Source organism: Variovorax sp. P4_B11 (genome assembly GCF_056402355.1).
Window position 1 is genome coordinate 38,751 of the sequence record NZ_JBFUHO010000044.1, and the last position, 19,957, is coordinate 58,707.

Genomic DNA, 19,957 nt, shown 5'->3' on the forward strand with positions numbered 1-19,957 from the left:
ATCGGTTCCCTTGTCAGGCAGCGTGCACCACGCCACGTTCGATGCGCCAGACCTGGTCCACCAGGTCTGCCGAATGCTTGTCGTCCGATTCGCTGAGCAGCACGGTGAGGCCATCGCGCCCCAGCTCGGCCACCACCTCGGTGAGACGGCGCGAAAGCACCGGCGCCACCCCCTCGAAAGGTTCGTCCAGCAGCAGCAGCTTGCGCCCCGGCATCAGCGCGCGGGCCAGGGCCACCAGCTTCTGCTGGCCCCCCGAGAGCTGCAGCGCGCGGCGGTGGCGGTGCTCGTTCAGCTCCGGCATCAGGTCGTAGATCCAGGCCAGGCGCTCGCGGGCGTCGCGGATGCTGTTGGCCCAGGCGGGCAGCAGGATGTTCTCCTCCACCGTGAGCGCCGGGATCAGGCGTCGTTCCTCGGGCAAATAGCTGATGCCGCGGCCGGCGCGGGTGTGCGGCGCCAGGCTCGCGAGCGACTCGCCGGCGCACACGAGCGCCGTCGAGCGCGAGGGAAGCAGCCCCATGACTGCCCGCATCAGCGTGGTCTTGCCCGCACCATTGCGGCCGATCAGGCCAGCCATGCTGCCTTGCGGCAACTTCAGGCTCACGTTGCGCAGAATGGGCGTGCCGGCTATGGCGACGTCCAATCCCTGGATGTCGAGGGCGAGCCCGGTCATGCAAGAGCCTCCTCGCGTGCCGGAGCCCGCTTGCCGACCACCAACTCCTGTACGCGCGCGTTGCCCAGCACCGCGGCCGGCGGGCCGTCGGCAATGATCTCGCCGCTGTAGAACGCCAGGATGCGCGAGACGTAGCGCTCCACCACTTCCATGTCGTGCTCCACGAACAGCACCGTCACGCCACTTTGCTGCACGGCGGCCATCACGGTGTCCATCAAGGGGAATTTCTCGTCGGCGCTCACGCCGCTGGTGGGCTCGTCCAGCAGCAGCATGCGCGGCTTCGAGACCAGGGCCATCGCGATGTCGACCAGCTTGCGCGCGCCCTGCGGCACGGCACTGGCCTCGCTGTCCGCGTAGTGCGCCACGCCAAAGGCCTGCAGGATGCGGCGGGCCTCGCGCACCGCATCCGCAGTTTCGAAGTGCTGCAGCACGGAGGGCTGCGCTTCGTGGGCCGCCGCCAGCGCCATCAGCACGTTGTCCAGCACGGTGAGCTGGGGGAACAGCTGCGCGACCTGGAACGAGCGCGCCAGGCCGAGCCGCGTGATCTGGCGCGGCTTCATCCCGAGCACCGAGCTGCCCTCATACAGGATGTCGCCCGAGGTGGGCGGCAGGTACCCGGTCACCATGTTGATGAACGTGGTCTTTCCGGCGCCGTTGGAGCCGATCACTCCGACGATCTCGCCGCGCTGGATGGTCACGTCCAGCGACTTGGCGGCGACCACGGCACCGAAGGTGCGAGTGAGCTGGCGTGTTTCGAGCACACTCATGGGGTCACCTCCTTCGTCACGTGCGGAACCTCGGCCGGAACGGCGGCACGTCTGCGGGACACCAGGCTCCACAAGCCCTTGGGCAAGAACAGGATCAGTGCCAGCAGGACACTGCCCAGCGTGAGCTGCCACAGGTGCGGCGCCTCCTGAATGGCGAAGGTGCGCACCGCGGAGAACACGATGGCTGCCACGAACGGTGCCGCCACATGCGCCGTGCCGCCGAGCAGGGCCATGAAGACGAACTCGCCCGAGGTGGCCCAGAACGCCATGTCGGGATCCACATGGCCGGTGGCGATGGCAATCAGGCCGCCGCCGAGCGCCGACAGTACGGCCGCGCCGCAGTAGTTCAGGTAGACGAGCCCGAGCGGCGAGATGCCGAGGAAGTCAACCCGGATCTCGTTCTCGCGCACTGCCTCCGAAAGGCGACCAAACCGCGAGCGCAGCACGCGGTGGCAAGCCAGGGCCGCAACCAGCGCGATCGCCAACGTGACCAGGAAGGCGACGCGCTTGGCCTGCGACGGATCCGGCTGGAAGCCAAGGTAGCTCGGGTTCGCCACGTTGAAGCCGTCGGTGGAGCCGAGCGCGCTGGACTTCACCAGCATGCCGTAGACGATCATCGACAGCGCCATCGAAAGCATGGCATAGAAGATGTCGCGGTAGCGCGCCACCATGAGGCCGCACAGCGCAGCCATCGCCAGCGAGGCCACCGCGCCGAGCGCCAGCAGCACGAAGGCATCCTGGATGCCCAGGTGCTTGGCGGCCAGGCCGGCAGCGTAGCCGCCGATGCAGTAGTACAGCGCCTGGCCGAAGGAAACGAGGCCGGCGCGCATTTGCAGCACCACCCCGAGAACCACCAGGCCTTTGGCAAAGGCCAGGGTGAGCAGGAAGCTCAACCAGTCGGGCCCGGCCCAGCCCAGGGCAGCAATCGCCCCGGCCGCCAGCGGCAGCCCCAGTTCGGTCTTGAATTTCATCTAGATCTTTCGAGGCTGCAGTTGGCCGAACAGGCCCTGCGGTCGGAACGCGAGCACCAGGAACATCACGCCGTAGATCACGAACAGCTCGATCTGCGGCGCCAGATGGACAGCGAAGGAACGGGCGAGACCGACCAGCACCGCGCCGGCAGCGGCGCCGCCGACGCTGCCCAGGCCGCCCACCACCACCACGGCGAACGCCAGCACGATCACCTCGACACCGATGCCCGGCGTGACGGAGATGGCCGGTGCAGTGAGTGCCCCGGCAAGCGCACCGAGCATGGAGCCGATCGCGAAGGTAATGGCGAACATCAGGTTGACGTTCACCCCCATCGCTGTGGCGATCTCGCGGTCGTGGATCACCGCGCGCAGCAAGCGCCCCTTGTCGGTACGGTTCAGCGCCCACCATGCGGCGGCGCCGACCGCGAGCGAGATCGCCACCAGTGCGAGGTCGTAGTTGGCGAAGCGCAGCGAATCCGTGACCGAGCTCTGCCCAAGCAGACGGTAGGGCTGGTACGCCATGTAGGGGTTGACGCCCCACACCAGCTTCACCACGTCCTCCAGGATCAGCAGCAGCGCGTAAGTGACGATCACTATCAGGATCTCATCGCGGCCGCGCAGGTGGCGCAGCAGCCCCTGCTCCACCAGCACGCCCACAACCAGGCCGCCGACGACGGCGCAGCCGAACAGCAGCAGGTAGCTCCAGTACGGACTGGTCCCGGACTCGCCGGAGAAGTACCAGCCCGTGAGCGAGGCGGCGCAGTAGGCGCCGATCGCGTAGAAGCTGCCGTGTGCCATGTTGAGGATGCGCATCACCCCGTAGATCACCGTCAGGCCGGCAGCCACGAGGAACAGCCACGAGGCGTAGATGGCGCCGTCGATGACGATGGCCAGCAAGGTGCTCACGAGGTGCGCTCCTTGGTCTCAGGCGATGTTCGGCTGCACTTGGCACCCGGGAAGCCCGCCTTGATCCAGTCTGCATGGCTTGTGCCATCGGGGGGCATCAGGCAGTCGCCCGGATAGTCCTTCACATTGGTGATGGTGGCCTTGCGGGTCTTGGGGTCATACTGGTACTCGCCGTAGGCAACGCCCTGTACAGCCTGATGGCCACCGGCGCGGCTCATGCGCACCGTGCCGCTGGGCGATTCGAAGGTGAGACCCTTGAGGCCCGCGATCACCTGCTCCTGCGTCGGCATGGTGCCGGGCTTGCCCGCCTTCTCCGCGGCCGCCTTCATGCCCAGGATGGCCTGCATCATCTTGAACGCGGGGTAGGTCGGCTGCTCTTTGTGCGCGGCGCTGTAGGTCGCGCGCAGCCAGTCGGAGAGCGCGTTCTTCGGCGCGAAGGCGCCAAACGGGCCGCGGCCGCCGACGATCGTGCCGTTGGGCGTCTGGTCCTTGAAATGCTCAAAGCCGGTCTCGCCCGCAGTCAGCAGCATCACGCGCTTGTCGAACAGGCCGCGCGCGCCGCCTTGCAGCACCAGCGCCTCCATGTCGCCGCCCCAGAAGCTGGAGTGGATCAGGTCGGGGTTGCTGACGGACAGCGCGGAAATCTCGGCGCCGTACTGGCCCTGGCCCAGCTTCGGCCACTGCTCGGAAACGACCTTGACGTCCGGCTTGAGCTGCTTGAAAGCAAGACTGAAGTCGGCCCAGGCATCCTGGCCCCAGGCATAGTTCTGCTGGATGCTGCCAACCGATTTCACGTTCGGCTTCGTCTCCACGATGTAACGGGCAGCGGCCACGTTGTCGACCACGGCATCGAGGCCTGTGCGGAACACGTAATTCGGGTTCTTCAGCGTCTCGCCGAACAGGCGCGAGGTGCCGCAGTCGAAGAACACCGTGGGGGTCTTGAGCTCCTCGGCCACCGGGGCAATCGCGAGGCAGTCACCGGAGGAGATGTAGCCGATCACCATGTCGACCTTCTGGCGCTGCACAAGGTTGCGGTATTCCTCCACTTGCTTGGTGGCGCCGCCGTTCTCATCGATCAACACCATCTCGATCTCGACACCGCTGATGCCTTTGGTGTTGTAGGGCGCGGGCAAGGCACCCTTGTTGAGCGCGTCGACCACGAGCTTGGCGGCATTCGCGGCGGGCACGCCGAAAGGGCCCGCGGCGGCGCCTGACAGGAAGGTCACCACGCCGATGCGGAACTTGCCGTTGTCGGCGGCGGCCGGCAGCGCAAAGGCGGCGCCGGCAGTGACGAGCGCGAAGCTGCGAGCCAGGCGCGTGAGGGGGAACTTCAGGGTCACGTTGTCTCCTTGTGAGTTTTGGGTTGCACTCACGAGGAACATTGCAGGGAGCGTGCCACGTCGTGAAAGCCTTATGGATCAATGACTTGGGCGTAGTTCGTGGAGAGGTGTTGCGCGGATTCCGCGCACGGCGGCGGTCGGGTCGCGCGGAATCCGCGCATGCCGGATTCAGCCCTGCGGCCTTCGCGGAAGTGACGGGGAGTTGCCTACGGCGCCCCGGCAGCCCGCCTGCGCTCCCGCACCAGTTCCGGCGACGGCCGCAATTGCTCCGCGGGATAAACCCGCCACCGCCCAAGCATCACCCGGGCCGGCGGAAACCGGTTGTCTACCACCACCTCCCCGATCGCCTGCGCCTGCGCGATCTGGTGCGTTTCGCGGTCGATGCATGAGGCAAACCCGGGCGGATCCTCCGGCAATTCCAGGCAGAGCCCCTCCAGCGCTCCCACCACCTTCTCGACGTCGAATGGCTTGCCGGCCTTGGCCACCGCGCGCGCAATGGCCAGGATCCCGGCATAGGCGCCCTCTGCCGCATAAGTCGGATAGCGCCCCTCCGCCGCAAAAAAGTCGGCCACGAACTTGCGGTTGCGCGGCGTGTCGGGCCAGTTGTTGTGATGGCGCGCCGAGAGCACGAGATTCGGCGGCGCCAGGTCGCCCAGCGCCACCAGCACGTCGTAGTTGCCGCCGGCATCGAAGTTGGCTATGGGCACCTTGCCGAGCAGTTCGCTGGAGTGGGCCTGCGCGAGGAAGGCAAGGAAGTCGCCCCCCCAAAGGCCTGTCACGATCACGTCCGGCCGCGAGCGCATCAGGGCCGTCAGGTACGCCGAATAGTCGGGTTCGTAGAGCTTGGGCCAGAGTTGTGCAACGACCTCATAGTTCGCGCCGCTGGCCGCCAGGCTGCGTTGCAGGTCGGCCCACATGACGTGGCCATAGTCGTAGTCCGGCCCCAGGAATGCCAGCCGCTTCCAACCACGCTCGCGCTGCTGCTCGGCAAGGTACTTCGCGCCGGCCGCCATCGAAGTGTAGGTGTCGTTCGAAACCCGGAAATAGTAGCGGTGAAAGTCCTCGATCGTGAGCCGCGAGGAGGCGTGGTCGGTGCCGACGAAGATCACCTTGCGCGCACGCGACAGCCGGCTCACCGCCTGCGCCACACCGGAACTCACCACCCCGCAGAGGAACTGCGCCTTGTCGTGATCGATGAACTGGCTGGCCAGCCGAACGCCATAGGCCGCTTTGGAGCGGTCGTCTTCCACGATCACTCGCAGCCGCGGGCGCCAGTCGCGCGCGCGCTCAGCATCCAGCTCAGCGAGCGCCAGCTTGATCGCCGCGATGCTGTCGCGGCCGTAGATCGCGGCCCGGCCCGCCAGGGGGTAGAGACAGCCAATGGTGATGTCGGCCTGCCCAACAGGTGCCCCCAGCTCTACGCGGGCATGGGCGCCGGTTGCAGCCAGGCAGGCCATCACCAGCGTGGCGGCGCAGCGAAGCAGATCACGAATCCTCACGGGCGGCCCTCCCCATCGATCCCGAGCCGCTGCAGCCGGCGCAGCAGCGCATGGCGGGAGATGCCCAGCAGGTCCGCGGCCCTGCCACGATGGCCCTGCGCGCGGGCCAGAGCATCGCGCAGCAGCTTCTCCTCCTCGACGGCCAGCTTCTGCTCGATGGCCGCCGAGCGCACCTCCCCACTGTCCAGGTCGGAGGGCAGCTGCGAACGCTCGATCACGCTGCCGGGATGGAGGATGGTGAGACGCTCGATGAGGTTCTTCAGCTCGCGCACGTTGCCGGGCCATGCGTAGGCCGTCAGGCAGGCTCGCGCGTCGGGCGAGAAGCGGATCGTCTCGCAGCGTTCGGACTTGGCATAGCGCGCGGCGAAATGATCTGCCAGTACCAGCACGTCGTCATCGCGCTCCCGCAGGGTCGGCAGGGCGATCGGCAGCACGTTCAACCGGTAGTACAGGTCTTCGCGGAAGCGGCCCCGCGAAGCCTCGGAGGCCAGGTCGCGGTTGGTCGCGGCCACCACCCGAACGTCGGCGGTCACGCCACGGGTGCCACCCACTGGGCGGTACTGACCGTCTTCCAGGAAGTGCAGCAGCTTGGCCTGCAGTGCCAGTGGCAGCTCGCCGATCTCGTCCAGGAACAGTGTGCCGCCGTCCGCCAGCGCGACCAGCCCCACGCGCCGCTGCGTCGCCCCGGTGTAGGCGCCCTTCTCCGCACCGAACAGCTCCGCCTCGATCAGTTGCTCCGGCAGCGAGGCGCAGTTCACCTCGACGAAGGGCCCTCCACTGCGCGCACTCGCCGTGTGGATGGCGCGCGCCACCAGCGCCTTGCCGGTGCCGGACTCGCCCAGCACCAGCACACGCTTGGTCTGGCTCGCCGCAATGCGGCTGATGGTCGCCGCCAGCGCGCGGACCTGTGCGCTCGTACCGATCACTCCGTCGTGGGCGGTCGATTCCTGCCGCCGGTAATCGATCTCACTGGCCATGCGCGCCTTCTGCAGCGCGCCGCGCAGCGTGTAGAGCAATTCATCGAGCTCGAACGGCTTGGTCACGTAGTCCGCTGCGCCGGCCTTCACCGCCTTCACGGCCAGCCGCGTGTCGCTCGTTGCGGAGATCATGATCACGGGCAGCCCGGGCCGATCCGTGGCGAGCCGCGCGAGCACGTCCATCCCGCTCATGTCCGGCAGGTTCACGTCGAGCAACACGATGTCGGGCGCGCCTCGACAGGCGGCATCCAATCCGCCGGCGCCGTCCACCGCGGTCGCGACGCCAAATCCCTCCTCTTCCAGCGCGAACACCAGTGCCTTCAGCACGCCGGGTTCGTCGTCGATCACCAGCACCTGTTTCAAAACCTATGTCTCCTCTCGCGGCATCGGCACGCGCAACGTGACCACCGTGCCCGCGCCCACCTGGCTCTCGATCACGAGCGTGCAGTCATTCAACTCGGCCAATTGTCGGGAAATGCTGAGGCCCAGGCCCATGCCCTTCGGTCGGGTCGTGAAGAACGGATCGCTCAGCTTCGCGAGCGCCTCGGGCGGCACCCCACGACCCGTATCGCGGACCTCAAGCACGCCGAAGCCGTCGCCGGCGCGCGCCGCACGCAGTGTGATCAGGCCGCCCGGCGGCGTGGCCTGGATCGCGTTGAGCACCAGGTTCAACATGATCTGGATCAGATGGTCGGCATCGACCCACAGGCGCAACTCGGAGTCGCCCTGGATCGCGAGTGACAGCCGCTGCGCCTTCAGTTCGGCCTTCACCAGGCCATCGACCCGGCGGAAAATCTCGCGCACCGGCGCCACGGCCGGTTCCGGAGGGCGCGGCTTCCCGAAATCAGATAGATCGCTCACCACGCGGGTGAGCCGCGTGACCTCGGTCTCCACGTCCTGCAGAAGCTGGTGCCGACGCGGATCGGCCTCGCGTCGGGCGAGCGCCTGCACCGTCGTCTTGATGGCGGACAACGGGTTGCGCACCTCATGCGCAATGCCGGCGGCAAATTCGCCGAGCGAAGCGAGCCGCTGCGCGCGTGCCAATCGGGCGAACGTGTTGGCAAGGCCCTCCGCCATCGTGTTGAAGGCACGCGAAACGGCCGCGATCTCATCGCGCCCCTGGTCCCGGATGCGGTGGTCCAGTTGGCCGGACGCGATGGCTTCGACTCCGCTCACAAGCTGTGCCACGCGGCCCTGCAGACTGCGCGCGAGCTGGTAGAACAGGAACACCAGGACGCTGGCGGTGCCGAGCACGGCCACCAGCAGCACACGCCGCGCATTCTCGAAACGGCTGAGCAGCGCCGAGGGCTCGATCTGCAACATCGGTTGCCAGCCGGGCAACACCTCCGGGCCCGCGATCATGCGCTCGGCGGGGGTGACGCGCACGCCGACGGCGTTGAAGTAGCCGGCAGGCGTTTTCAGAACCGGCTGCACGATGCCGGCCACCGAGGGCCCGCCCATCAGTTCAGTCAGCGAGGAGAAGCGTACGTGCAGCGCAATGTCGACCCGGCGCCGGCCCTCAGCGACCGGCAGGGGATGGCGCACCAGGAACCAGCCGGCGAGGCCGTCGCCCGGCGCGGCCGGCCCGACCACCTCATTGCTGTCGAAACGCGTGACCGGCAGCGAAGCAATCGAGAACGGTTGCTCGCTCCAGTAGGGCGGCCCGGCGGCCGCCTGTCCGGGCACGAAATGGCGCAGCCGGCCGCCCTCTTCCAGCAGCAGGATGCCGTAGAGGTCCGGCAGGTCGGCTTCCAGCTGCAGCAGCCCATGCGCCTCGTCGCTGGCGTCGCTGATGTCGGCGCGTAGCAAGGCGGTCATGGCGGGGTGGCTGGCCAGGGTCTCCACCTGATAGCGACGACCGTCGAGAAACGACTCCAGGCGCTTCGACATTGCGGTGAGCTGGACCGACAGGCGCTCACCGACCAACTCGTCGATCAGCGCCTGCGCATACCGGTCGTACAGCAGGCCCACTGCGAGCGTCGGCACGATTCCCGCCACTAGCGAGATCGCGAGGTAGCGACTTACGACGCTGTTGTTGATAGCCATGCCGGAACTCGTGCCGCGTTAAAGACCAGTCCCGCACCGGCGCTCACAAGGGCCTGGCAATTGCGGAAGAGGGGGTTGGCGATCCATTGCCCAACAAGATGGCGTGGTCGATCGATCCATCGCTGCTTCCGGGACCGGCGGCGAGCTCGTCCGTCAGCCAAACGAGCTTCGCGCAGGGTGATCTCATGCAAATCTCCGTTGTCGTGCATGGAAAGAATGCCTTCGCTGGCTACGAGCAGCAGATTCTGCTCGGTTGGACCAACAGCGGGCTTCGAGGTTGACGATTGTTCGCTGTTGTCTCCGTTGGATGGAAAAGGCGACCTGCGAAGTGCAAAGCCCGTGCCATGCCGACTCGCGTGACGCAGCCGCGAGCGGCGCCCCCGAGCAGGGTCTGGCACATGCGAAGAATGCGGCACCTGTGTCCGGTTCTATGGACATGTCGTCGTCTCCAATGACTGAAACCATGGACACCTGTCGGACAAAACATACGTCGCGCGGCGCCGCTCTTTTTCCTTGCAGCCTCACCCGGCCATACTGGCGAACTGATGTGCGCAGCAATGCGATTCAATCGCTCAGCTGGAACACTCAGCAAGCCATGCTACACGTGAGCAGCGAGCCAATCACAAATCAGTGGCGTTGTTCTAAACGCGACATTGTGGAAACAATGGACCCCTGCTTCTACTAGGCAGTACTCCGCGTTGGCTCCAATTCGATCTGCAATTTTCTTTGCAGCGGCCGCAGGAATTCCTGCATCAGCCTGGCCATGCATGACAAGGACAGGGCAATCTAGGCGATCACACCAGCCTTCAAGTGTGAAGCCACGAGCGACCTCACGAGCCGCAGCGATCGTTTCGACTCCAACGATATGGGCGAAGCGCCAACTGCGAATCGGGTCGTCCCAATTCATCACACCCATGTCGAAATAGCCACTGACCGAAATGCACGCTCGAATCCTTTGGTCGGCCGCCGCCGAGCTGACCGCGAGCATGCCGCCGAAGCCGAAGCCGACGACGCCAATGCGATGCGGGTCGATGCCCTCCTCCGCCTGCACATAGTCGATGACAGCAGAAACGGCTTCGTGGTACGAAGGCCGCATCGGCATCCAATCGGACACTTCGCCCTGGCCGGGGCCGTCGAACGAGAGCGTTGCCATGCCTCGTGCGAGAAACTCCCTCTCAATCGCGAAGTGTTCCTCCTTGGATGAGTCGGAGCCGCAAACAAGCAAAGCCAGCGGCACCCGAGCTACCCCCGGTGGCAACCGAAGAACCGCAGGGAGCGTCCTTCCGCTGTACGGAATCTCGAGCCGCATGCCGGGGACCGGCTGCAGCGGCAAAGCTCGGGTGTAGCACGCAACCTTTGCCACTGCAGCGCGCTTCTTTTCATCGAGATCCTCAAAGTGAAGATACTGAGCGAAGTGGTACGCGAGGGCAGCCTTTGTGAGAAGCTGACCGGCACTCACCAAGTTCCCCTGCATAGCTGCTGTGTCGCCGAGTTTCTCAAAGTCTGCGCCTACAGTCGTCCAAACAGGAAACCAGTCACTGTTCGAAACGATTCGCTCCATGTTAGCCCGCACCAGGGAGCAATCAAGCCCCTGGTTTGTCATGCGGAACAAAGAGTGTCCGGCGGCCTTGAGCGCGAGGTAGTCCGTTTTCATGCTTCAGAGCTTCAGAACGGCACGGTGCCCTTAACGATGGTCCGATAGAGCAGCCGGCGCTGAGGAAGCGCGTAGTCACCTACCCCTTGATGCAAGGTCAGCGCGTTGTCCCACATGACGACATCTCCTGGCGCCCACGTGTGGCGGTAGATGAAGCGGGGCTGGCGCGTGAAGGCGTACAGATAGTCGAGGAGGCGTTCGCTTTCCTCCTGTTCCATATCCAGGATTTCAGTGGTGAACCCCTCGTTCACGAAGATGGACTTCTCTCCAGTGCTCGGGTGCGTCCGAATCACAGGGTGAACTACGGAGTCTTCTAACCGGGACTCGGTGTCCTTGTTCATCTTGTTGAAATGGCTGGCCCGCTGGCCTGGCTTCTTCTTAGAGGCTACAAATCGCGCCTTCCGGCCTTCCAGCTGCTCCTTGATCTCTGTCGGCAGCGCATAGTAGGCCGCCGCCGTGTCGGCGAAGTCCGTTGGCCCTAGCACCCTGCCGCCCTTCACCGGCACTTCGAGGGCATAGAGAATGGACACACGGCTGGGAGTGCGCGTATAGCAAAGGTCGCTGTGCCAATATTGCGCGGCATCCACGGCCCCAATCTGGCGACCGTCTTCGACGATGTTCGACAGCACGAAGACCTCCGGGTTGTCGGGCTTGGCGAACTGGGTCATCGCATGGATGTCTAGTTCCTTGCCAAAATACTTGCTGAAGTGCAGCATTTGGCCGTCGTCGATTCGCTGGTTGCGAAACACCAGAACTCGATGCTGATGCAACGCAGCCTCGAGATCCCCGAGCCACTCTCCCTCAGGTAGCAGTCCCAGATCAAAGCCCTCAACAACGGCTCCAAGGGGTGCCGCAAGGGGACGCACTTCAAATTCGTTTTTTGCCTCGACAGTCATGATTCACTCCGGTTGAATATTGGCATCGCTGGCCACCTTTTTGTACACCCCAATCTCCCTGGCGATTTGCGCCTTGAAGACTGCGGGACCGACATTCAGGATCGGGGCGTACCCGTTCACTTTGAACTTTTCCTGAACTTCTGGACGCGACAGAAGTTCTTGCAGCATCGAATTCCACTTCTGGACGATCTCATCCGGAAGGTGTGCGGGCCCGAGCAGCCCGACCCATACCTCCGTCTCAAACCCCTTGACCCCCTGTTCGGCAAAGGTCGGAATGTCGGCGGCGAAGGGAAGCCGCTTCGCACTCGCCACGCCCAGCGCCCTGACCTTGCCTGCCTTGATCTGCGTGAGCGCAGCCGCGGACCAGGTCGAATCAACCTCGCCGGCAATGGCTGCCAGCAACGACTGATTCGATCCCTTGTATGGAACGTGCAGGAATTTCGCGCCGACGATGGTCCCAAAATATTCGCCAGCCATGTGAGGGGCTGTTCCGTTACCGGAGCTTCCATAGGAGACACCGCCAGGTTTTGACTTTGCCGCAGCGATGTAGTCAGCAACGGTCTTGTAGGGCGAGTTCGCGGGAACGACAAGGATATTGGGCGTGGACGCCACCAGCGTGATCGGCGAAAAGTCCTTGACCGCGTCAAACTTCAAGGTGGTTCGAAGTGCCGGATTGATCGTGTGATTGTTGGCCGTCATCAGCAAGGTGTAGCCGTCCGCTTTGGATCTCGCAACCAGGTCGTTGGCGATCATTCCTGCGGCCCCGGGTTTGTTGTCGATGATCACCGGCTGCTTCAGAATCTTCGAAGCTTCCTGGCCAAGCTCTCTAGCGAAGATGTCTGTGATACCTCCAGGCGCGAAGCCGATGACAATGGTCACAGGTCGACTGGGATAGCTTTGAGCATTGGAGGCGAACGGCACGAGCAACGCAACGCTCGAAGCAACGAGCGGTAGCACCAGCGAGCGCCTGAATCGTTGTCCCAACCGAGCTGCAAGTGCCCTCGAGGGTCGTAGAAGAGTTCTCATGATCGATGTCCTAACAATGTTCGATTCAATGTCGTGATGGCAGATGCAAGCAGTCATACAACGAGCCCAAAAACAAGGCCGCCATCCTCAGTCGGATCGGCCGGTTCGCGATTTCGTTTTCCGAGCGCACCAGATACTCCATGGTTGATAGCTGCAAAGTGGCAAGTAAGAGCGACGAGGGAAAGAGTTTCATGGGCGAGTCACCTTTGGACATCGTTTGATTTGCAAAGCACTCGTAGAGCCCCCAACCACTCAAGCCTTGTCGTTCGGCAATCCTCTCCCAATTGCTGACAAGAAATCTTGTCAGCTTGGGATGAGCCGCAAAGAAGTCGAGGGCACATAGCAGCAAGCCATTCAGCTCCATCCGCTCCAATCCCGAGTTGTCAGCCCAAAGACGGATGTTGGACATGACCTGCGCTTTTGCCGCCTCGAAAAGACCGTCCTTATCGTCAAAGTAGTAGTAGACGAGCTTCTTGTTCAGGCCAACGGACTCGGCCACGCCATCGATCTTGATGTCCTCGAATCCCAATCGTCCAAATTCAGCCACTGCCGCCTCAAGCAGCCTAGCCTTGGTTCTTTCCTTGTTTCGGGTGCGTGGCGGGGCAACGGCGGTCATACGGGTACTCGATGGTGGCGGTGCATGGATCGCGGCATGGGAGGCATACGGCTTTTCACCGCCGCATGGCCGAGGCCCTCGGGACCATGCGGCCTGCGCAGACGGGTGCGTCCTCTGCTCTTCCATTCGCCCGCAGCAGCCGGGCACATGCCGCACGCGTCGGCGCACAGCTCTTGCAAAGAACTTCTCAGCGGCCATCGGGCATGCTTCGAAAGGACAGGCGCGGCTCAAGTCAGTGCTCGAGATCAGTCGCGGTGACGTCCTTGACCTCGCCCTTGACGTTCATCCGACCTTCGTAAACCGGGCGCGCGCCCGTAGTGGGTCCCTGATACTGAACAAAGAACAGCGTGCCGCCCGTTTCCGTTGTCATGGCCTCTTCGTAGTGGGGGTCGCCATGGAATACGACGGTCCCCGGCCCATAGACCTTGCCGCCCATATTGAACTCACCGTCGATCACGTACCAGACCTGGGCGAAATCGTGCTTGTGCAAGCGGAAGCCCGCACCGGGCTCGTAGTGCAGGAAGCCCGCATTCGGCTCCGTAGGGCGGTCCGCGTTGGTGTGGAACAGGAACTTCGTCTTGTTCTTGAAGCGGCCCATCTCCCAGTCCATCGAATCGGGATTCCGATATTCAGGGGGGTTGTGCTGGCTGAGATCAAGCTGAACCTCATTGGACATGTCATCTCCTTGGATAATCGCCTTCAGGCGTGTTGCAGAATTTGGGGAATACGCGCAGCGGGCGGCGTGTTGCGGGAGCGGCCACAGCGGACCAGGCCATCGATCACTACCATGCCAACGCCGGGCAAGTCGCCGGCGGCAATGCTCTCTAGTAGGTTGGACTTGGAGGAATGCTGCGCAGTGTCGAGAAAGACGAAGTCGGCGGCGCGACCGACCTCAATGAAGCCGCAGTTGAGATTGCGTATGCGCGCGGTGTTTCCGGTCGCAAAGCAAATGGCCTGCTCGGCGGGCACCTCGCCAATGCTCGACAGCATGGCGATCAGCCGCAGGATGCCTGTGGGCTGCACACCGGACCCTGCAGGAGAATCGGTCCCCAGGATGACACGGTCCAACTGCCGCAATTCCTTGGCCGCACGCAGGGCGAACAGCGCGGCAAACTCGTTGCCGTTGTGAACGATCTCGATCGCTCTGCCGCATCCCTCGCACAGACAGCGGATCTGCTTGGTCGACAGGGCGGTGTGACCGCCGTTGATGTGGCCGATGATGTCGGCATCGGCTTCCAACACCATCTCGGCGTCGACATAGCCGGAACCGGGCACGGAGGGCCCGCCCGTGTGGATGGTGGACTGAATCCCGTACTTGCGTGACCACTCAACCATCTTGCGTGCGGTCGGCCCGTCCTTGACCGATCCCAGCCCGATCTCGCCAAGCAGGGTCACACCCGCCGCTGCAAGTTCTCGGAAATCCTCTTCAACCATGCCGTGTTCGATGACCGGGGCACCCGCGAGCAGCTTCACGCCTCCGGGGCGGCTGTTCGCGTAGGCGCGCTGGGCGGTGATGGCCAACGCCTTGATGCCAACGATATCGCGCGGCCTGCCCGGAAGATGAACTTCGCCGGCCGAGATCATGGAGGTGACTCCGCCGTTCATAAACGATTCGATCCAGCCGATCTGGTTCTGCCTGGGAGTCCAGTCGCCGAAAACCGGATGCACGTGGCTGTCGATCAGCCCCGGGGCGAGCGCGCAGCCATTGGCATCGATGACCATGTCGGCTTGCTCACAGTCCAAGTCACCGAGCCGGCCGATCTCGACGATCATCCCATCTTCACAAAAGACGGCGTCGGCGTCCTTGATTGGGTCGTTCAGGTCACCCGTCAGCATGAGGCCGACGTTCTTGATGAGTAGTTTTCCAGCGGGGGCGGATGGAGATTGATCGTGCATGTTCTTAAAGGGAAAGGTACTGGCTGCGAATTTGCTTGTCAGCGATCAGCTCTCGCATGTCGCCCGAGAAGCGAACTTGGCCCCGCTCGAGCACATAGGCACGGTCGGAGACCAGGTTTGCGAAGTGGATGTTCTGCTCCGACAGGAGCACGCTAAGGCCCTGCCGCTTGAGTTGCTGAATCATGTGCGCCATCTGCTCGACAATCACCGGCGCCACGCCCTCGGAGGGCTCGTCGAGCATGACCAGATAGGGGTTGCCCATCAGAGTCCTCGCCACGGTGAGCATCTGCTGCTCGCCCCCGCTCATATGGCCGCCCGGACGCTGCGGCATTTGCCCGAGGTTCGGAAACATCGCAAAGAGTTCGGCCGTCGTCCACGCGCGCATACCTTCGCGGGGCAGTTGAGCGCCCACCGTCAGGTTCTCCATGACGGTCAGCTCACTGAAGATGCGACGCTCCTCCGGCACGAAGCCCAGGCCCAGGCGGGAGATCTGGTGCGACTGGAGCATGGAGATCTCGTGGCCCCGAAAGACAACGGAGCCGCTGCGTCTGCGCACTAGGGCCATGATGCTTTTCATGGTCGTGGACTTCCCGGCGCCGTTGCGCCCCATGAGCGCCACGACCTCGCCCGCGTTGACATGCAGGTCGATGCCGAAGAGGATCTGCGCCCGACCGTAGTAGGCGTTCAGGGCCTTGACCTCCAACAGGGTTTTCGTCGTCATGCCGTGGCTCCGTCCAAGTCTTCGCTGGTGAACGTCTTTCCGGTGCCGAAGTAAGCTTCCTGCACCTGCGCATCTGCTCTGACCGCCTGCGGGTCGCCCTGCGCGATGAGCTTGCCACGTGCGAGAACAATCATCCGGTCCGCATAGCCGAACACCACATCCATGCTGTGCTCGGTGAACAGCGCCCCGATCCTCTGTTCGATCACCAGGCGCTTGGTCAGCGCAATCAGTTCGTTGCGCTCCTTCGGCCCCATGCCCGCGGTGGGCTCGTCCATCAACAGCAGTTTCGGTCTGTTGGACAACGCAATCGCCAGTTCCACCCGTTTGACGTCGCCATAGGCCAATACGCTGCAGGGCCTGTCCGCATGGTCTCGCATACCCACCTGCTCCAGCAGCGACAAAGCCTCTTGTCTGTAGGAGTGCGACATCGCCTGCCGTGCATGGAACACGCTGGACCTGTGCGAATGCAATGCAAGCTGTACGTTTTCCATGACGGTCATGGAACCAAACGTCGCTGCGATCTGGAACGTGCGGCCGACGCCATGGCTCCAGACCTGCCTTGGCGATTTGCCCACGACATCAACCCCGTCCAATATGACTTGCCCGCTGTCGGGCTTGAGCTGGCCATTGAGCATATTGAAGCAGGTAGATTTGCCCGCGCCGTTGGGTCCGATCAGCGCTAGCAGTTCACCTGCCTGCACCTCGAAGGACACGTCGCATACCGCAGCCACGCCCGCGAAACGCTTGCTCAGATGGCGTACCGATAGCAAGCTCATGCCTTGACCTCCAAGGCCGACACCGGCTCCGCCACAGGCCCCTTGCGCGAGCGGGACGTTCTGAACGACTCGACCATCGCCTGCAACGAGCCGACAATCCCGGCCGGGAACACGATGACCAAGGTGAGAATGATCAACCCCAGCAGCGCACGCCAGTAGTCCGTGCTGCGAGCCACCGTGTCTTGCAGCCAGACGAAGACCGATGCACCGACAATGGGCCCAGCGATGGTCTGCACGCCGCCCAGGAGCACCATGACCAAGCCGTCAATGGACTTGGCCACATGGACCGCCTCTGGCGAGATACTGCCCTTCGCGAACGCGAACAGCGTCCCGGCCAAGCCGCCGAATGTGCCGGCAAGAACGAAGGCTGCCCATTGCACGCGCTTGCAATCGATCCCGATTGCGCCCGCGCGCAACTCCGAGTCACGCACGGCGCGCACGGCGAAGCCGAACGGCGAAAACAGAGCCCGTCGCATGTACCAGATACCTCCTAGGGCGAGCGCGAGCGAGAAGTAGTAGTAGGCAGTGGTCGAGCGCAGCCATTGCGGCGGCCGAAAGCCAATCAGCCCATTGCTTCCGCCAGTTACCGCATCCCATTGGTAGGCGATGGCCCAAACCAGTTGTCCGAACGCCAGGGTCAGCATGGACAAATAGACGCCGGAGAGCCGGACGCTGAACCAACCGAACACAGACGCGCCGACCGCCGCGCCGAGGACGCCCAGAGGAAGCGCGGTCATCATGCCCAGACCCGCCGACTTCACGAAAACCGCTGCGACATAGGCGCCCAGCCCGAAATACGCCGCATGGCCAAAGGAGTGCATGCCGCCTGGCCCCATGATGAAATGCAGGCTCGTCGCGAACAGCATCGCGATCAGCACGTCGACGCCAAGAACCATCAGGTAGGGGAAACTGCGTTCAAGCGCAGGCAGCGCAAGCAAGACCACTGCCGCAACGATCGCGGCGCGGCGCATCCGCTCAGAGGCAGGGCGCAAGACCGGCTCCTGACCAGCTGCCACCGAATTCGTGCTGGAGGGCCTGCCCAGCAAGCCGTGCGGGCGGAACACGAGGACGACCGCCATCACGACAAACTCCACTACGAGGGTGAACTTGAACACCGGCAGCGCAACTCCGAACAGGGTGATCGTGCCAAGCGCGATGCACAGTGCCTTCAACTCGCAGATGAGGAGCGCAGCGATAAAGGCTCCCGGGATGGATCCCATCCCGCCGACCACGACCACAGCGAATGCTGTGCCAATGGTGTCCATATCGAGTGCCAGGTTGGCGGGCATGCGCGGTCCTTGCAAGGCGCCGCCGAGGCCAGCCAGCAGGCAGCCCAACGCAAACACCGCGGTGAACAGGCGTCCCTGGTTGACGCCGAGCGCGCCCACCATCTCTCGATCCTGTGTGGCGGCACGCACCAGCACGCCCCAACGGGTGCGCTTAAACAGGAGCCAAAGCGCGCCCAGCAGCGTCGGCCCCAATATGATCATGACGATGTCGTACGATGGGAAGAGCGTGCCCATGATCGACACGGAACCTTCCAAGCCCGGCGCTCGCGGCGCGAACAGCTCGTCAGCACCCCACAGCCACAGCGCGGCATCCTTGATGATCAGCACCAGGGCGAACGTGGCCAGCAGTTGGAAAAGCTCTGGGGCACTGTAGATTCGGCGCAGGATGGTCAGTTCGACGACCGCACCCAGGAGCCCCACCAGCAGCGCCGCCAACAGGGTGCTGATCCAGAAGCCGAGCGCACCGCCCCCGATGGCAGTCACCAGGCTGTAAGCCAGGTAGATGCCGACCATGAAGAATGAGCCGTGTGCAAAATTGACGATGCGAGTGACGCCGAAGATCAGCGACAACCCCGACGCGATTAGAAAGACCACCGATGCGTCAGCCAATCCATTGATCAGCTGAGGAAGAAGGCTCTGCAAGGTCATGGCCGGGTCTACTTCGAAGGGCGCAGCTTCGAGACCTCGCTGTCCGATGGCACGACACTCGCCCCATCGATGTAGCGATAGTCAATCATGAAGCCCTTGCCGTCTTTCAGTGCGACCTTGCCGAGATAGGCACCCATAGTCGACTGGTTGTCCTGACCGCGGAACACGATAGATCCCATGGGCGTGTCGACGGCCAGCCCCTTGAAAGCGGTCACGATGGCCTCAGGATCATCCGATCTGGCCTTGCGCAAGCCTTGCGCGAGCGCGTGCAGCGTCGAGTACCCGACCAGCGAGCCCAGGCGCGGGAAGTCGTTGAACTTCTTCCGGTACGCCTCCACGAATTTCTTGCTCTCCGGCGTGTTGATGGAGTACCAGGGGTAGCCAGTCACGATCCAGCCCTGTGGCGCCTCGGCGCCGAGCGGATCCAGGTACTCTGGCCGGCCGGTCAGCATGGAATAGACCTGGACCGAATCAAACAGCTTGCGGCTGTTGCCCTCGCGAACGAACCTGCCCAGGTCCGCGCCGAAGAGGACGTTGAAGATTGCGTCCGGCTTGGCATCGAGCAGCGCCTGCGCGATGGCACCCGCATCTACCTTGCCCAGCGGCGGTGCCTGCTCCGCGACGAATTCGACGTCTGGTTGCTGGCTCTTCAGAAGCTTCTTGAACGTGGCGGCTGCAGACTGCCCGAGTTCGTAATTGGGGTAGACGAGCGCCCAGCGCTTCTTGTTCTGCTTGGCCGCCTCGTTGGCCAGCATGGCGACCGACATATAGGTGGATGGGCCCAGCCTGTAGACGTAGCGATTGCCCTCGGACCAGATCACACGGTCAGTGCCGGGCTCGCCAAAGAGATAGAGCACCTGACGGTTTTTCGCGAAGTCCGCTAGGGCCACAGCCACGTTCGAAAGGAAGCCTCCGAAGTACAGGCGGACGCCTTCACGCGAGTACAGCTCTTCGGCCACACGAACGGCATCGCCGGGGTTGCCGTTGTCATCGCGCGAGATCACCTCGAGCTTGCGGCCAAGCACTCCTCCCGAGCCGTTGATTTCGTCCAGTGCCAATTGCCAGCCGCGCTTGTAGTGATCGAGGTACGAGGGCGTGACCTTGTAGCTGTTGACCTCACCAATCTTGATGACGCCCTGCGCATGACATGCGCCAGCGACCGCCACGGCCAGTGCGGCCAGCCAACTCCGTGAGAAGAAGTTCATGATGCCGATCCTTCAAAAAAGTGCATAACCGACTGAAATGGATCCATTTGCGGA

Annotated in this window: 19 protein-coding genes; 1 reads left to right on the forward strand and 18 read right to left on the reverse strand. The window is 63.6% G+C overall.

What is annotated here, in order from left to right; genetic code table 11:
- Positions 1-13: 13 nt before the first annotated feature.
- The 8 genes from AC1DYD_RS29405 to AC1DYD_RS29440 all read right to left on the reverse strand — a co-directional run bounded on the left by AC1DYD_RS29405 (position 14) and on the right by AC1DYD_RS29440 (position 9,176).
- Complete coding sequence (locus AC1DYD_RS29405; RefSeq protein ID WP_478176290.1) at positions 14-670, reverse strand: ATP-binding cassette domain-containing protein; 657 nt, start codon at positions 668-670, stop codon at positions 14-16.
- Positions 667-1,437, reverse strand: coding sequence for an ABC transporter ATP-binding protein (locus AC1DYD_RS29410; protein ID WP_478176291.1), 771 nt, complete (start codon positions 1,435-1,437; stop codon positions 667-669). Before AC1DYD_RS29410 ends, AC1DYD_RS29405 begins: the two co-directional genes overlap by 4 nt.
- Entirely contained in the window at positions 1,434-2,408 is a 975-nt protein-coding gene (locus AC1DYD_RS29415; RefSeq protein ID WP_478176292.1) for a branched-chain amino acid ABC transporter permease, read from the reverse strand. The genes AC1DYD_RS29410 and AC1DYD_RS29415 overlap by 4 nt, the downstream gene beginning before the upstream one ends.
- Positions 2,409-3,314: a branched-chain amino acid ABC transporter permease gene (locus AC1DYD_RS29420; RefSeq protein ID WP_478176293.1), complete on the reverse strand. Its 906-nt coding sequence runs from the start codon at positions 3,312-3,314 to the stop codon at positions 2,409-2,411.
- The gene (locus tag AC1DYD_RS29425) at positions 3,311-4,654 is read right to left on the reverse strand and encodes an ABC transporter substrate-binding protein (RefSeq protein ID WP_478176294.1); all 1,344 of its coding nucleotides are present in this window, start codon (positions 4,652-4,654) and stop codon (positions 3,311-3,313) included. Before AC1DYD_RS29425 ends, AC1DYD_RS29420 begins: the two co-directional genes overlap by 4 nt.
- 206 nt (positions 4,655-4,860) lie before the next feature.
- Complete coding sequence (locus AC1DYD_RS29430; RefSeq protein ID WP_478176295.1) at positions 4,861-6,153, reverse strand: ABC transporter substrate-binding protein; 1,293 nt, start codon at positions 6,151-6,153, stop codon at positions 4,861-4,863.
- Positions 6,150-7,484: a sigma-54-dependent transcriptional regulator gene (locus AC1DYD_RS29435; protein WP_478176306.1), complete on the reverse strand. Its 1,335-nt coding sequence runs from the start codon at positions 7,482-7,484 to the stop codon at positions 6,150-6,152. Before AC1DYD_RS29435 ends, AC1DYD_RS29430 begins: the two co-directional genes overlap by 4 nt.
- 12 nt (positions 7,485-7,496) lie before the next feature.
- Positions 7,497-9,176 (reverse strand): ATP-binding protein, encoded by a 1,680-nt coding sequence (locus AC1DYD_RS29440; protein ID WP_478176296.1) that lies wholly within the window; start codon positions 9,174-9,176, stop codon positions 7,497-7,499.
- An 86-nt stretch (positions 9,177-9,262) separates the two neighbouring features.
- On the opposite strand from AC1DYD_RS29440, the gene AC1DYD_RS29445 reads away from it, so the two are divergent.
- Positions 9,263-9,457, forward strand: a complete 195-nt coding sequence (locus AC1DYD_RS29445) for a hypothetical protein (protein ID WP_478176297.1) — start codon at positions 9,263-9,265, stop codon at positions 9,455-9,457.
- A 317-nt stretch (positions 9,458-9,774) separates the two neighbouring features.
- Here AC1DYD_RS29445 and AC1DYD_RS29450 read toward each other — a convergent pair whose 3' ends face one another.
- From AC1DYD_RS29450 to AC1DYD_RS29495, 10 genes are all read right to left on the reverse strand, one after another.
- The gene (locus AC1DYD_RS29450; RefSeq protein WP_478176298.1) at positions 9,775-10,830 is read right to left on the reverse strand and encodes an alpha/beta hydrolase family protein; all 1,056 of its coding nucleotides are present in this window, start codon (positions 10,828-10,830) and stop codon (positions 9,775-9,777) included.
- An 11-nt stretch (positions 10,831-10,841) separates the two neighbouring features.
- Positions 10,842-11,726 carry a TauD/TfdA dioxygenase family protein gene (locus tag AC1DYD_RS29455; protein ID WP_478176299.1) on the reverse strand — a complete coding sequence of 295 codons (885 nt, stop codon included), beginning with the start codon at positions 11,724-11,726 and terminating at the stop codon, positions 10,842-10,844.
- A gap of 3 nt (positions 11,727-11,729) precedes the next feature.
- Entirely contained in the window at positions 11,730-12,647 is a 918-nt protein-coding gene (locus tag AC1DYD_RS29460) for a Bug family tripartite tricarboxylate transporter substrate binding protein (protein ID WP_478176307.1), read from the reverse strand.
- 130 nt (positions 12,648-12,777) lie between these two features.
- Positions 12,778-13,368, reverse strand: a complete 591-nt coding sequence (locus AC1DYD_RS29465; RefSeq protein ID WP_478176300.1) for a TetR/AcrR family transcriptional regulator — start codon at positions 13,366-13,368, stop codon at positions 12,778-12,780.
- A gap of 232 nt (positions 13,369-13,600) precedes the next feature.
- Positions 13,601-14,044, reverse strand: a complete 444-nt coding sequence (locus tag AC1DYD_RS29470) for a cupin domain-containing protein (RefSeq protein ID WP_478167258.1) — start codon at positions 14,042-14,044, stop codon at positions 13,601-13,603.
- A gap of 23 nt (positions 14,045-14,067) precedes the next feature.
- On the reverse strand, positions 14,068-15,264 hold the full coding sequence (locus AC1DYD_RS29475) for an amidohydrolase family protein (RefSeq protein ID WP_478176301.1): 1,197 nt from the start codon (positions 15,262-15,264) through the stop codon (positions 14,068-14,070).
- A gap of 4 nt (positions 15,265-15,268) precedes the next feature.
- Positions 15,269-15,985 carry an ABC transporter ATP-binding protein gene (locus tag AC1DYD_RS29480; protein ID WP_478176302.1) on the reverse strand — a complete coding sequence of 239 codons (717 nt, stop codon included), beginning with the start codon at positions 15,983-15,985 and terminating at the stop codon, positions 15,269-15,271.
- Complete coding sequence (locus AC1DYD_RS29485) at positions 15,982-16,761, reverse strand: ABC transporter ATP-binding protein (RefSeq protein WP_478176303.1); 780 nt, start codon at positions 16,759-16,761, stop codon at positions 15,982-15,984. The genes AC1DYD_RS29480 and AC1DYD_RS29485 overlap by 4 nt, the downstream gene beginning before the upstream one ends.
- Entirely contained in the window at positions 16,758-18,698 is a 1,941-nt protein-coding gene (locus AC1DYD_RS29490; protein WP_478176304.1) for an ABC transporter permease, read from the reverse strand. Before AC1DYD_RS29490 ends, AC1DYD_RS29485 begins: the two co-directional genes overlap by 4 nt.
- Before the next feature lie 8 nt (positions 18,699-18,706).
- Complete coding sequence (locus AC1DYD_RS29495) at positions 18,707-19,903, reverse strand: ABC transporter substrate-binding protein (RefSeq protein WP_478176305.1); 1,197 nt, start codon at positions 19,901-19,903, stop codon at positions 18,707-18,709.
- Positions 19,904-19,957 lie beyond the last annotated feature (54 nt).